General features: G+C 40.0%; 9 protein-coding genes. 4 read left to right on the top strand and 5 right to left on the bottom strand.

Features of this window, described 5'->3' with window-relative positions; genetic code table 11:
• Window positions 1-318 precede the first annotated feature (318 nt).
• From F981_RS21020 to F981_RS21010, 3 genes are all read left to right on the top strand, one after another.
• Window positions 319-1,287 carry a DnaJ C-terminal domain-containing protein gene (locus tag F981_RS21020; RefSeq protein WP_016539160.1) on the top strand — a complete coding sequence of 323 codons (969 nt, stop codon included), beginning with the start codon at window positions 319-321 and terminating at the stop codon, window positions 1,285-1,287.
• A 41-nt stretch (window positions 1,288-1,328) separates the two neighbouring features.
• Entirely contained in the window at window positions 1,329-1,667 is a 339-nt protein-coding gene (locus F981_RS21015) for a chaperone modulator CbpM (RefSeq protein ID WP_004725521.1), read from the top strand.
• Window positions 1,668-1,789: 122 nt separating this feature from the next.
• On the top strand, window positions 1,790-2,059 hold the full coding sequence (locus F981_RS21010; RefSeq protein ID WP_004725519.1) for an HP1242/YdcH family protein: 270 nt from the start codon (window positions 1,790-1,792) through the stop codon (window positions 2,057-2,059).
• 7 nt (window positions 2,060-2,066) lie between these two features.
• Here F981_RS21010 and F981_RS21005 read toward each other — a convergent pair whose 3' ends face one another.
• The 3 genes from F981_RS21005 to rpsO all read right to left on the bottom strand — a co-directional run bounded on the left by F981_RS21005 (window position 2,067) and on the right by rpsO (window position 6,051).
• Window positions 2,067-3,290, bottom strand: coding sequence for a magnesium transporter CorA family protein (locus F981_RS21005; protein ID WP_004725517.1), 1,224 nt, complete (start codon window positions 3,288-3,290; stop codon window positions 2,067-2,069).
• A gap of 148 nt (window positions 3,291-3,438) precedes the next feature.
• Window positions 3,439-5,526: a polyribonucleotide nucleotidyltransferase gene (pnp, locus tag F981_RS21000; RefSeq protein ID WP_171066962.1), complete on the bottom strand. Its 2,088-nt coding sequence runs from the start codon at window positions 5,524-5,526 to the stop codon at window positions 3,439-3,441.
• 255 nt (window positions 5,527-5,781) lie between these two features.
• On the bottom strand, window positions 5,782-6,051 hold the full coding sequence (gene rpsO, locus F981_RS20995; protein WP_004725514.1) for a 30S ribosomal protein S15: 270 nt from the start codon (window positions 6,049-6,051) through the stop codon (window positions 5,782-5,784).
• A 269-nt stretch (window positions 6,052-6,320) separates the two neighbouring features.
• Between rpsO and F981_RS20990 the strand changes: the two genes are divergently transcribed.
• Window positions 6,321-7,619, top strand: a complete 1,299-nt coding sequence (locus tag F981_RS20990) for a serine hydrolase domain-containing protein (RefSeq protein ID WP_004725512.1) — start codon at window positions 6,321-6,323, stop codon at window positions 7,617-7,619.
• Between the two features lie 634 nt (window positions 7,620-8,253).
• Here F981_RS20990 and recD read toward each other — a convergent pair.
• Window positions 8,254-10,014 (bottom strand): exodeoxyribonuclease V subunit alpha, encoded by a 1,761-nt coding sequence (gene recD, locus F981_RS20985; protein ID WP_016539156.1) that lies wholly within the window; start codon window positions 10,012-10,014, stop codon window positions 8,254-8,256.
• Between the two features lie 96 nt (window positions 10,015-10,110).
• Entirely contained in the window at window positions 10,111-13,899 is a 3,789-nt protein-coding gene (locus tag F981_RS20980; protein ID WP_004725508.1) for a UvrD-helicase domain-containing protein, read from the bottom strand.
• Between the last annotated feature and the right edge of the window lies 1 nt (window position 13,900).

Raw genomic sequence — 13,900 nt, 5'->3', positions numbered from 1 at the left:
CAGAAATTTAACTATCGATTTTTACCAAGAAAAGAGCAAATTCAGTTTGCTCTTTTTTTTCAATTAAAATTCAAAGCATAATCAGCAAGTTTTATAAATTAAAAGGTTGAATAGCTATTTAGAATCGTCATTTACTTATCCAAAGCACCAACCCGAACACACAAAGCCTATAGAACATGAAACACCACCTTTATCAGCAATAAGCGGGCTTTTGCGTTAGATAAGTTTTGAAACAATAACCACACTAAGTTGCTCTTCCATCTGCAGCCAAAAAGGCATAAAACTAGAATAAAGTTAAACAAAATAATGACCTTAAGTATGGCAAAAAATTATTATGAAGATTTAGGTGTTTCTAGAAATGCGACACCAGACGAAATTAAGAAAGCTTATCGAAAACTCGCACGCAAATATCATCCTGACGTGAGTAAAGAAGCCGATGCTGAAGCAAAAATGCAGACTATCAATGTCGCCTACGACACCTTAAGTAATGAAGAAAAGAAAAAGCAATACGATTTTGAACTCGACAACCCCTATGCCAATACAGGTGGGTTTGGTGGGCAATCTACAGGTCAAAGTGGTTTTGATGGTAGCCAATTCCATCGTTCGTACAGTAGCAGTGGTGGACAAGATTTTAGTGGTTTTGAAGATCTGTTTGGACGTTTCGGTGGCGGTTTTGGCGGTGGACATCAACAAGATTTTGGGCAACGCGGCTCTCAGCAACAGCGCAGCTATAAGGGTGAAGATCAACATGCCAGTATTGAAATTCCTGTAAGCATTGGTTATGAAGGCGCGACTCAGAGTATTACCTTACAAATCCCAACCTATAATGCCTATGGTGAACCCGAGGTACAACGGAAAACCCTCCAAGTTAAAATCCCCAAAGGCATGAAAGAAGGTCAGCAAATCCGTCTTGCAAAACAAGGACAAGCTGGAGTTAACGGTGGTGAAAATGGCGATCTTTATATTGAGATCCAATACCAAGACACTGACCGTATCCGTGTTGAAGGTGCTGATGTTTATTACACCGTTGATGTCACACCTTGGGAAGCAGCACTTGGTCAAAGTATTGAAATTGATACCCCAGCAGGTAAAGTAAAAGTTACTGTGCCACAAAATGCCAAACCCAATCAGCAACTCCGTTTAAAAGACAAAGGGATACCGCATAAAACCCCAGGTCATCTTTATTTGGTGATCAATATTGTTTATCCCAAAGCAACCAGCGAAACACAGCAAAAAGCCTATCAACAATTTGCTGATGCTTTTACTGACTTTAATCCCCGTTCATAATTTTATAGATACCAACATAGCCTTGCTAAAGGAGAGCAATCATGACAACTATTCAATATCGTGAAATTGTCTATGACGGTTTCCATGATGCAGAAATCGTGGATGAAAACCTAAATCTAGATCTCAAGCACTTTGCTGAGGCATGCGGTCAAAGTCCGGATTGGATTTTGCAATTGCTTGAATATGAAATTTTACCTGCACGTCCTGAAGACCGTATTCATCAATTTTTTGGAGAAGACATCTCACGGGCACGTCGTGCTTATCGTTTACAACGTGACTTTGAAGCCAGTTTATCTGCCGTTGCAATGATGATGGATTTACTTGATGAAGTTCAACAATTGCGTAAACAAGTCAAACATCTTCACCTTCATACTCATTAATTCATTTCAAAATGTTAATGCCTAGTGACAGGTTAATATTTAACCTGTCATGATGGAGAACTTGTCTCTCCGTTTTTGTTTTTTCGTTTAGAATTTTCTGACAAAGAGGTTAATGAGCTCTGATGAATTCGAAAGTAATGAATAAAAAGTTGAAACACATGTTCCCAGAACACCGCGATCTCATGTGTAGTTTAAAACAAGAAGATCCGCATTTTGCTAAACTTTTGATTGACCATGATGAACTTGATCGTGAAATCAGTCACCTTGAGCTTGATCCACTCAATCATATTCATGAAAATATTGAGCAGCTCAAGCGGAAAAAATTAAGATTAAAAGATCAACTCTACTTAATTTTACAAAAGACAGCTCAGATAAATCCTCAACTAGAATAATGCTTAATTATTTCAGTTTTGTGATTTTTTCGACTTCTTTCATGGTTTGTTTGATCGGTTCATAATCTAAAAACCAGAGTAAATTGACGTGCTGATTTTTATGTTGTTGTGCCAACATATCAATCACACTTCTTTCACCACGTCCAACCAAATGACGGCGGTAAAAATAGATTAACAGCCCAATCGTACAGCCCAACATCACACCCAGCATCACCCAGAAACCTATCGGGCTACGTAGACCTGGAATGAACTCAAAATTCATTCCATATACCCCTGTTAATAAGGTCAATGGCGCAAACACTGCAGTAATAATCGCAAGAATTCGCATATTCTCATTGGTTTGATTGGCGATTGCAGAAAAATGTAAATCTATTGCAGTTTGAATTGCGGTACTTAAGCGTACCGTATATTTTTGAATACGCTCAACATGGCTAACCAGATCATCCACGCGAACCAACATAATATCTTGCTTTTCAGTGCGCTTTTTACCTTTTAAATGTGCATAGTTTTCAACAATTTCATCTCGAAGTTCCTGTAGGGAATCTATTTGTTCTTCGCACAAATTTTCAATTTGTTGAAAAACCAGATTTTCCTGAAACAGTTGATGCCACTTGGTAAAGCGGCGATTGCCTTGCAAAAGTTCTTGTTGCCAGAATTCAACCCGACGAGACAGAGGATTACGTAAATCCAAATAGCCATCAATCATACTATTCAACAAGCGTAGTGCTAAATCTAAAGGCGTAGTCGGTAATTTACGTGGTTTATTTTGTTCTTCTAAACTCTTATTCATGATATTGAAAATACGTGCAAGATAACTTTCAAAGGCATGGTTGCCCTTTTCATGAATGGTGATTAAAGCTTGTGAAGTAATAATAAAACTGACTGGCGAGGACGCCAAACCAAAAACACGATCATGCTGTTCAAGGGCATCTTCGCCACTATCGATTTGATCATCTGGGGTAATTAATTTACGAAAAATCAATAAATCATAATCTTCCATTGCATCAAATGCGCATGGATGTTCGATATTTAAAATATCTCGAATATGGTATTCATTGAGATGAATTTCGGTCGCATTATAGATTTCTTTTTGCCATAGCTCAGCACGATTGACCACATCTTCACGGGTACAATCCACCCAGACAAATTGCTGCTCTGCATTAAAAACAGGTTCTTTTTGTATACAGGTATAAGGTTCATCTGTGTGTTGAAAAAAATAAAAGCTTTGCATATTCACGATATTTTTGGTCTTTATTGTTATGCATCATGCCATAAAAAAAGCCCTGAGCAAGCCAAAGTTGTAACTTTGGCGAAGCACAAGGCAGTCTTTTCTGTATTAAATTTTAATCAAACCCTAAAGGATTTAAACCTTGCAAATATTATGCTTGGTCTACATCTTTCATGGTTAATTTAATACGACCACGGTTGTCTACGTCAGCAACTTGAACTTTAACGTCTTGACCTTCAGCCAAGATATCAGTCACGTTTGCAACGCGTTCGTTTGAAATTTGCGAGATGTGAAGTAAACCATCTGTACCTGGCATGATATTTACAAACGCACCAAATTCAACGATACGAATCACGCGACCAGCATAGATTTTACCTGGTTCAACTTCAGCAGTAAGCGCTTGGATTTTTGCAATCGCAGCTTGAGCAGCCGCTTTCGTTTCACCAAATACACGTACAGTACCGTTATCTTCGATATCAATCGCTGCTTTTGTTTCTTCTGTGATTTGACGGATTGTCGCACCACCTTTACCAATCACATCACGGATCTTATCAGGATTGATGTTGATCACTTGGAATGTTGGCGCATGCATAGAAATTTCAGGACGTGCACGTGAAATCACTTGGTTCATTGCATTCAGAATATGCATACGACCTGCATAGGCTTGATTCAACGCAACTTCCATAATTTCTTCTGTGATACCTTCGATTTTGATATCCATTTGAAGCGCAGTAATACCATTTGCAGAACCAGCAACTTTAAAGTCCATATCACCTAAGTGATCTTCATCACCTAAGATGTCAGAAAGAACAGCAAAACGCTCGCCTTCTTTTACTAGACCCATTGCGATACCCGCAACTGGCGCTTTAAGAGGAACACCTGCATCCATAAGTGATAATGAAGCACCACATACAGAAGCCATTGAAGATGAACCATTTGATTCAGTAATGTCAGATACAATACGAATCACATACGGGAAGCGATCAGCTGGTGGAAGAACAGCTTGTACACCACGACGTGCTAAACGACCATGACCAATTTCACGACGCTTAGGACCAGATTCACGACCTGTTTCACCTACAGAATATGCAGGGAAGTTGTAATGCAACATGAAGTTGTCAGTTTTTGTACCAGACAAGGTATCAACCATCAACGCATCACGAGTATTACCCAAAGTCGTTGTAACCAACGCCTGAGTTTCACCACGTGTAAATAATGATGAACCATGAGCACGATCTAACACACCCACTTGTACGTCTAATCCACGAACAGTTTTAGTATCACGACCATCGATACGTGGTTTTCCTGAAAGGATGTTGTCACGTACAGTACGGTATTTAAGATCTTCGAATAATTCGTTTAAGTCATCTGCAATGCCAGCTTCGTCATTTTCAGGAACGAATTGAGCAGTTGCTTCAGCTTGAAGTGCATCTAAAGCAGCATAACGGTCATGCTTAACAGCAATGGTATACGCTTCAGAGATTTTAGCTTCAAATGCGTCTTTTAATTTTGTACGAAGATCTTCGTTTTTAACTGGAGCAGTCCAAGTTGATTCTGTTGCACCAGCGGCAGCAGCAAACTCTTTAATCGCTTGGATTGCAATTTGCATTTCGTCATGACCGAAAAGCACAGCGCCTAACATTTGGTCTTCTGAAAGTTCTTTTGCTTCAGATTCAACCATCAATACTGCAGATTCTGTACCTGCAACGACAAGGTCAAGGTCAGATTGAGCAAGTTGTTCTAAATTTGGGTTAAGAACATATTCGCCATTGATCAAACCAACACGTGCACCACCGATTGGACCACGGAAAGGTGTACCAGCAATTGCAAGTGCAGCAGACGTACCTAACATTGCAGCAATGTCAGCGTCCATAGTTTTGTCTGAAGACACAACTGTCGCAGTAACTTGGATCTCGTTGTAATACCCTTCTGGGAACAACGGACGAATTGGACGGTCAATTAAACGAGAAATTAAAGTTTCTGCTTCTGAAGCACGGCCTTCACGCTTACCATAACCACCTGGGATACGACCCGCAGCATATTGTTTTTCTTGATAGTTAACTGTAAGTGGGAAGAAGTCTTGACCCGCTTTAGCAGTAGGTTGTGCAACAACAGCAACCAGTACTGTTACGCCACCCATTGTAATTAGAACCGTGTTTGCTTGACGAGCAACACGACCTGTTTCTAGTACAACTTGATGTTGACCATATTGAAATTCTTTACGAATAACATTAAACATTGACATGTATTTTTGTTTCCTAATTTTATTCTAGTGGAGACCCCTAAGGTTTGGCATTCACATCAACCGCATAAATGACAAAGCTTAGAAGCCGACCTCACTAGACAATAAATCTTTAGTTAGACTAATTTTAAACACGAAGAAGGAGCGAATATTCGCCCCTTCCCTTTTATCCAGTAAATACTGGATAGACTTTAGTTTTCATCAGTACAGCATTCAGCATGCAATAATCCGAAAATAAAAGTTTAAATCGAATTAACGACGTAAACCTAAAGCAGCAATCAAATCGCTGTAACGAGTAGCATCTTTACCTTTAAGATAGTCAAGAAGCTTACGACGTTGGTTAACCATACGGATCAAACCACGACGGCTATGATGGTCGTGTTTGTGTTCTTTAAAGTGACCTTGCAAATCATTGATTTGAGCAGTCAATAAAGCAACTTGTACTTCAGGTGAACCAGTGTCATTTTCAGCACGAGCGAATTTTGCAACGATCTCTGCGCGATCTGCGTTTGTTAAAGCCATTCGATTTCTCCGAGATGCTTAATTTAAATATTTGATACAAATCAAATTGATTCTTCAAAATCAATTTAACTGCCGTGCATCACTACAGCAGTCGCCTATTTTAAAGGAAGTGGGGTGAGATTGCAAAAATATCGTACAACCATACGCCATAAGGCTTAATTACAAAACTATTGCATTTTTTTTACAAATCGCATGGCAATTGGGACACTGACATCATGCTCAACTCAGTTCACACTGCCGTGGAATAAAAATAATCATGGAAAAAGATTGTGAAATTGTTTTCAACCAATACCTGCTATGTACCCAAGGACTTAAGCAGTATCACGCAGCGCAAAAATGAAGTTTCTCCAGAACTGGGAGGGATGACCCAACAACAAATTGAAAAGATTTGGCAAAGTATTGAAAACCTGTATCAAACAGGCAACCATCCCCTGATCACCATGTGCTTAAGACGCAAAGGCGAGATTATTCTCAATCGTAGTCTGGGTTATGCGTCTGGTAATTCTGCCGATGGTCTGGCTTCAGATGCAGTACTTGCCAATCCAGACACCCCGATTTGCTTATTTTCAGCATCAAAAATAATTACAGCAATGTTGATTCACATGTTAGATGAAACAGGTGCAATCAATCTATTAGATCCGATCAGTTATTACATTCCTGAATATGCACAAAATGGCAAGCGCCGTGCCACAATTTTCCATTTATTGTCTCACCGTGGTGGAATTCCACGGATAGAAATGGAAGTCACACCAGAACTGCTTTTTGACAAAGATCAAATTTTACAACATCTCTACGCTGCACAACCCATTTCACCTGCTGGTACACATTTGGCTTATCACGCTGTTACTGCGGGCTATATTTTAGGTGAATTGATTGAGCGGGTAACAGGACAAGATATTCGTCAGTTTTTACATGAACATATTGAAAAACCGATGGATATGCAGTTTTTTAACTATGGCTTAAAACCAGAATATAGAGATCAAGTTGCTTTAAATTACCCGACTGGTGTACACCCTAAACTCGGTACAGACTTATATTTAAATCATGTGCTCGGTGGTGGCTTACAACTTGCTGTCGATGTGACCAATGATCCACGTTTTATGGATACGGTATGCCCTGCGGGCAATATTTACACCAGTGCTGAACAAGCCAATCGCTTCTTTGAGATGTTATTGAATGGCGGTCAATATAATGGCAAGCAAATCATGAGTCCTGAAACGGTATTTCGTGCAACTTTGCCTACCTCAACCACCAACATCGACCGAACCTTGCTTGCACCAATGCGCTATGCCTTAGGGCCTATGCTCGGCAGTAACCCAGTGGGTATATTTGGGCCAATGACGGGCCAAGCTTTTGGGCATTTAGGCTTTTCCAACATTCTCTGCTGGGCTGATCCAGAGCGTGATATTAGCGTCAGTATTTTAAATACAGGCAAAGCTGTAGTTGGAACACATATTCCTGCTCTGGCGCAAACGCTTTATCAAATTTCTAGCCAGTGTCCTAAGATCCCTAAAACACAACGTCGAGCATTATTTGGCACAGATCGAACAGAAACCGAATTGGTTTAAATTATCGGTTTAAACAGCGGTTTTGGTTTAAACGCAACAGATAAAATATGAAAAAGCCCTAAGATTAATCTTAGGGCTTTTCCTTTGCGCTGTAGTTTCTTGTTTAGTTATTGTGCTTATCTTATTTATAGTATTTGCTTGTACCCTAAGCAGTTTTTGTTTTTGTACATGACACTTATTTCACAACCATGTGACTAATTATGTCCTTATGTGACTTATTATGCCTGTGACAGACATTGAACAGAAGTCGCATTTACCGCAAGATTATGTGAGAAATAACGTACATAGAGGCAATGGCTGTAGCGTTTTAAAAAACCTACTAAATTTAAATAATTTGATTCTCTTTGAAGTAAAAAATTCAGAATTTAATTTCAATAAAAAAGCCCTGTAGTCTCTCCCAAAACTACAAGGCTTAGCGGCTGTAAGTTTCCTCTTATCACTTACTTTCATGTAAGTTCGCAGTCTCACGACTTTAAATTGTTATTATTTTGCGATTTTACTCAACGATCCTTGCTGAGTTCTTTATGGCTTCATCATCTCAAAAAGTAACAAGAAGCTCTATGCGCAAATCTCTCGAATTCATGTAAGCAATTTCGTACATAGAGATAAATTATCAATAAAAACTACAAAATAACTATACCGTGTTAATCATGCTAACCAATCCACTCATTCTGGTTGTGGTAGTGTCTAAAGCGTGGATAAATGCTTGTCGATCAACCAGTAAACTCACCACTGATTTGGCCCGTGTGATGGCGGTATAAATCAATTCTTGGCTCAACAAGCGTGTTGCTGCAACATCCAAAACCACGGCGGTATGGGTGAATTCTGAGCCCTGAGATTTATGAATGGTTAAAACAAAAGCGGTTTGCATCGATTTAGGCAAACGCGTTGCAGCAATCCATTTGTCTAAACTGGGGAAATAGACTTCAAATTGATCAGCATGCTGGCGATGTTTTAGACAAATTCCGATATCTCCATTGGAAAGACCAAGTTGATAATCGTTATAGCTCATCATCACAGGACGCCCAACATACCAGTCGCCATAACGAGCCAATGTTGGAAGATATTCAAATAATGCTTTTTCCATTTCATGGTTTAAGCTATTCAATCCCAATGCGCCATGCCGAACTGCCGTTAAAATACGATAGAGGTCAAACGCTTGTGTCACCGCTTCAATCTGATGATAAGGCTCTTCGGCCGTCAGATAGCTGTTTAAACTTTGAAAATAGGCTTGAAAACCTAAACTGAGTTTTTGGTAATACTGCGTTAGATCTGCTGGCAAAATCTTTTCAGGCAGATATTCAAGCTGAATCACATCTTGCATATTTGCTTTGAGTTCAACTGGTTTAAGCGCACTCGCCTCAACAATTTCTTGCTCAAAATTCGCCAATAATTCTGTACGGTCTATACTTTGATTTTTCTGTGATTGAATAAACTGTGCCATTTTTCCAATTAAGGCACCATCTTTAAAGCGTTGACTGGTCTGTAGATTGACCCGATTGTGCTGTAATGATTGTACATTCTGTAAATCTGCCAACACCGAACCGACATCCACTGAAGCCAACTGATTGGCATCACCCAAAAGAATTAAACGGCAATGTTCAGGAATCGCCTCAAACAACATCGTGGCTAAATTTAAATCTAGCATTGATGCTTCATCAACCACGATCACATCATAAGGCAATGGCTGTCGCAGATTAAAACGAGGAATATGCTGATTTCCCAAGCCTAATAACCGATGCAAGGTCATGGGATTAAATTGATGTTGGTTCAGTCCAAAACTGTGTAGTTTTGGATCACTCAATGATTTTTGTAATGCTTCCCCCATTCTCTGTGCGGCTTTGCCTGTGGGCGCAGCCATTGCAATACGAATATCAGGAATGGTTTGCTGCAATACTGCAATGATTCTAGCCAAGGTATAGGTTTTACCTGTACCTGGTCCACCGGTAATAATATTAAAAGCATTGCCTGCCACCATAGTTAAGGCAGCTTTTTGATGTAGATCGGTAAGAAGTTGATCAAATGCAACAACATCAACATGTTGAATATTCTGCTGTTTTAACCGTGCCACTTGTATCGCTAAACGGCGCTCAAGCTGCCAATAACGATATAGATAAATCAATCCATGCTGTTGCACAAATGGTGCAACCACTGTTTCAGCTAAACCATGTTGTTCAATATCAGGCGCTACAATCAATGGCTTTAATAAAGCGGTGTTTTGCGCCTTTGCGGAGATACAGCTATCCCCTTGTGTGGTCGCCAATAAAATTTCTTGTACTAATTCAAGTGTCTGTTCATCTAATCCTGAAGCTGTGGAATACTGCGCTAAAATGTATTTACTCCATGTCTCAATCCATTGCGGGACTTGGCTTTCTAAATCCTGTTTATTTTCCACACGGTTATCCTCAGAGTTATCTACAAGGTTTTCAACAGAGTTATCCACAGAATAACTTATTGTTTGCAAAGATGTTCAAGCAACTATTCACACGATTCAACTGGATTTATCCTCAGTAAAATAGCCCAATATGGCATCAAGTCTTAAAATAAATTCCGTCGTGGGTCGCCAGAAGTAGTAACCTTGTCCACTTTGACCATTCATACCACGTAAATACAAATAGGTTGCGCCTCCCAGATCACGATCAATTTGATAATCTTCGAGCTGGATTTTCAAATAACGATGCAATGCCACCAAATACAAAGATGCCTGTAGCCAATAACTGGCATGCGACATGCTGTCCTGAACAGCTTCAAATGAATAACTTTGCTGATCTACACCCAAAAAATTACTTTTATAATCGGCAATATGATATTGCTGACCATCAAAAAACACCAAATCAATTGACCCATTTAAATAACGTGCTGAATTGGCATCTTTAAACTCAGGCATTGCAATGGCATGCTCATCAAACAATTGATGTATACGTTTAATTGCCAAAACTCGATCTGAAAGAGCCAGATAAAATGGAAACTCAGCTAAATGCTCATGTGGTTCAAGTTGCCCCATTTTAAAATGACTGAGAATCGGAGTAGATAAAACATCCTGTAGCCACTCAGCCATCCAGTCAATCAGCGTCTCTTCTACAGCGTGTTCCGTTTGAGAAATGTCCTCACTCGGATTGTCGTTGAGAAACGCTTGCTGATATTTTTCCAGTAACTCCGTCCATAAACTTGAATAATCATTTTTAAAGCGACGACGTATTACCAAACGCCAATAATGCGTATCTTTAAAATCAATATGCTCAAAAATTTCATGCAGGAAATTTCCTGCAATTGTACCCATTGGGAAATTGGCTTTGATCCATGCAAGCGATTGAGTAGGAACGACATCTGTAATGATTTCAACAATGGGTTGTTGAATTTCGTCTTCTGCTCGATCCTGTTTTTGTTCAGAAACGGCCAAAGCATCCTGAATTTGTTGCCGAGTTAAATGCTGAGCCAAAGCACTAAAACTGGTTTTACCTCGAGGATAAAAACGTTGGGTAGGAAAGGCTTGTGCAAGTAAAGGCAATTGGACTTCGATCTTGGTTTTTTCTAAACGTGGTGGACGTTCGGTCAATAAAGCTTGCATGGCAGTTCCAGTATGCTGAAACGTATTTGCGCCCTGACCACGCCAAAATGCCAGCCCTGTTGTAGATTTTTCCTTTACATCACTGAGCATCGCGTACACCCGATAACTGGCGCGGGTCAATGCCACATACCACAAACGGTGATGTTCTGCTAAAGCGCGCTCATTGTGCTGCTCAATGTCTTTTTTATCGAGTAGATTGGCATCATTGATTGCCACCACACGCTGTTGTTCATTCTGTCCTGTTCGTACATTCAGCTGTTCAACGGTCGAGAAATTCAGCGTTTTATTGATCTCTTTAAAGTCTTTATCGGCTCCCAATAAAAACACAAACTTAAACTCAAGCCCTTTGGATTGGTGAATGGTCATTAACTGAACCCCTGCCTCATTGGACAGTTTCCGTTCCATCTCCCACTCTCTCTCCATCGGTGAAGTCAGTTGTTTTAAATACCAATGATAAAGATTTTGTGCACCTTGATAATCTTCACTGTGCTGACTCAATAACTCTGTTAAATGACGTAAATTCACCACCACACGTTCATTGTCACGACTGTGTTTTTCCACCAATTTTGTCCAGACAGAAAATTGGTTAAGCAGATATTGCCAAGCTGTTAAAAACCCTTGATTGAGCCACAGCTCACGAATCTGATCGAACAGTTCAATATAAACACTCAAACCATCAGCATGCTGTTCCAAGGCAATCAATGCTTTTAAATCAAAGCCGATCAGGCGGCTTAACAAAGCCCGTTTTACTTTGGCTTCATTATAAGGATGCAAAATTGCAGCAAGCACAGCCCCAACATCACCTGCTATCTGACTTTCAAAGACACTTTTTTTCGAGGGGCGACTGGTTCGAATCCCTAAAAATTCCAGCGCGGATTGTGCTTTATCTAGGCCATCATGGTTTTTAGAGAGGATGGCGATATCATTTTCATCTACTGCACGATGCACTGATTTTTCAATAAAATATAAACTACCTTGAATACCCTGATTCAGTAGCTCGCGAATTTTCCATGCCACTTGTTCAGCTTCTTGATTTTTATCTTCAAGCTTGATCCACCTTAAAGGCTGTGGATTGACATGGCCTTGATCCAGTAAATCGGGATGCGGACGAGGACCTGCTTGTACTGGGGTATACCAGACCTGTTCACCAAAATCCATTTGGCGTTGAAATAAGGCATCAACCACTTCAACCAAAGGCTTGACTGAGCGATGATTAAAAATCAGATTATATTCATGCCCTGCTTTGCCAAACACATCCTGATGTGCTTTTAAAAAGGTCAACATGTCCCCACCACGGAAACCATAAATCGCCTGTTTACGGTCTCCGACCATGATCATACAACCCTGTTTGACACGGTTGGGATGCCGCCAAATTTGTGCCAACATATCATCTTGATCTTGGTTGGTATCCTGAAATTCATCGACCAGAATCAGTGGATAACGCGCATGAACAAAGGTCGCAAAACGCTGACCTTGTTCGCCTTGCAAAGCCTCTGCAAGGGTACGAATTTGTTGTGCAAAAGTGGTTTCACCCTTTTGCTGTAACACTTGAGGTAAACGTGTTTTAACTTCTTTTGCCAAATAGTATTTTAAGAATGTATTGGTTCCAAGCAGTTGATTTTCATATATCTCAATCTGCGCATAGATACTGAGTAATTGTTGAATAAGCGTGTGTTGATAAAAATCGGATTGTACATTTTCAGGTGCCGCTTTTTTAAAAATTTGCTGCTCCCGAATCACCTTAATCAAGGTTGCAAAGTCGGACTTTTCAGCACTCAGCTTTGAACTTAGATAATGCTTATAGTCATGCTGTTGTAGGGTTTGAATAATTCGCGGCAAGCTCTTGGCAAAAATACGATTCAATCGATCATTTCTAAATTTTGTCCCATTCGCAAATTTATAAAACTCACCATCCAATAAATAATAACTTTGCAAAGTCAGCAATTGATCCAGTTGAATCTTGGCAAGCTGTTCAATCGCCTGTTGGAATAGCTGAACATCTGCATTGGAAAATTTAGGCTCAATAAAATTTGCCGAGGCAAAATTTAAGCTTTGTTCCACCGTTGCAACATAATAATCGACACCATGTAACTCGCCCGCAAACATCAAGCTGTCTACAATATCTTGAGGCTGTTTTTGAATCCATGCGCGAAGTACATCATGAATCAATTGCTGGCTATAACTTTTCGCATCATCAGTAATTTCAGCCCGCTCGATTTTGCCACTTTCAAAAGCAAACTCACGCAGTAATTTCTGACTAAAACTGTCTAAAGTCCCAACAAAAAGTTCATCCAGCTGATCAATCACCAATTTCAAGCGTTCACAGGCATACGCAATCCGTGAGGCAAACATCTTTAACACTTTAGAAAATAATGGATCTGACTCTTGGGCTGCTTTGGTCAAGACTTGCGCTTCGGTTAATTCACGACATGAGTCAAAATAGCGGTATGTTTCCTGTAATCGTAAGCGAATACGTGTTTTCAATTCTGCCGCAGCTTTACGGGTAAATGTGGTCGCAATGACTTGGCTCGGTAAGTATTTTTCTAAAAAAATCCGCACCATCAAGCTTGAGAGCGTATAGGTTTTGCCTGTACCTGCAGAAGCTTCGATCCAGTGCAATCCAGCAAATTGCATATCTTCAATCGGCTGAATCGAAACTTTTTTGGCTGTGCCGTTTTGTGCTGCCGGTAACTGTGAATTTACGGAAGTCATG

Source organism: Acinetobacter guillouiae CIP 63.46, from assembly GCF_000368145.1.
GTDB classification, from domain to species: Bacteria; Pseudomonadota; Gammaproteobacteria; order Pseudomonadales; family Moraxellaceae; genus Acinetobacter; species Acinetobacter guillouiae.
Note: the sequence above shows the minus strand (reverse complement) of the source record. Positions and strands in the feature narration are given on the sequence as shown.

Bases quoted from the DNA above. Each gene is read 5' to 3' on its own strand.
- F981_RS21020 (WP_016539160.1), top strand. From the start codon at position 319: ATGGCAAAAAATTATTATGAAGATTTAGGTGTTTCTAGAAATGCGACA.
- F981_RS21015 (WP_004725521.1), top strand. From the start codon at position 1,329: ATGACAACTATTCAATATCGTGAAATTGTCTATGACGGTTTCCATGAT.
- F981_RS21010 (WP_004725519.1), top strand. From the start codon at position 1,790: ATGAATTCGAAAGTAATGAATAAAAAGTTGAAACACATGTTCCCAGAA.
- F981_RS21005 (WP_004725517.1), bottom strand. From the start codon at position 3,290: ATGCAAAGCTTTTATTTTTTTCAACACACAGATGAACCTTATACCTGT.
- pnp (WP_171066962.1), bottom strand. From the start codon at position 5,526: ATGTTTAATGTTATTCGTAAAGAATTTCAATATGGTCAACATCAAGTT.
- rpsO (WP_004725514.1), bottom strand. From the start codon at position 6,051: ATGGCTTTAACAAACGCAGATCGCGCAGAGATCGTTGCAAAATTCGCT.
- F981_RS20980 (WP_004725508.1), bottom strand. From the start codon at position 13,899: ATGACTTCCGTAAATTCACAGTTACCGGCAGCACAAAACGGCACAGCC.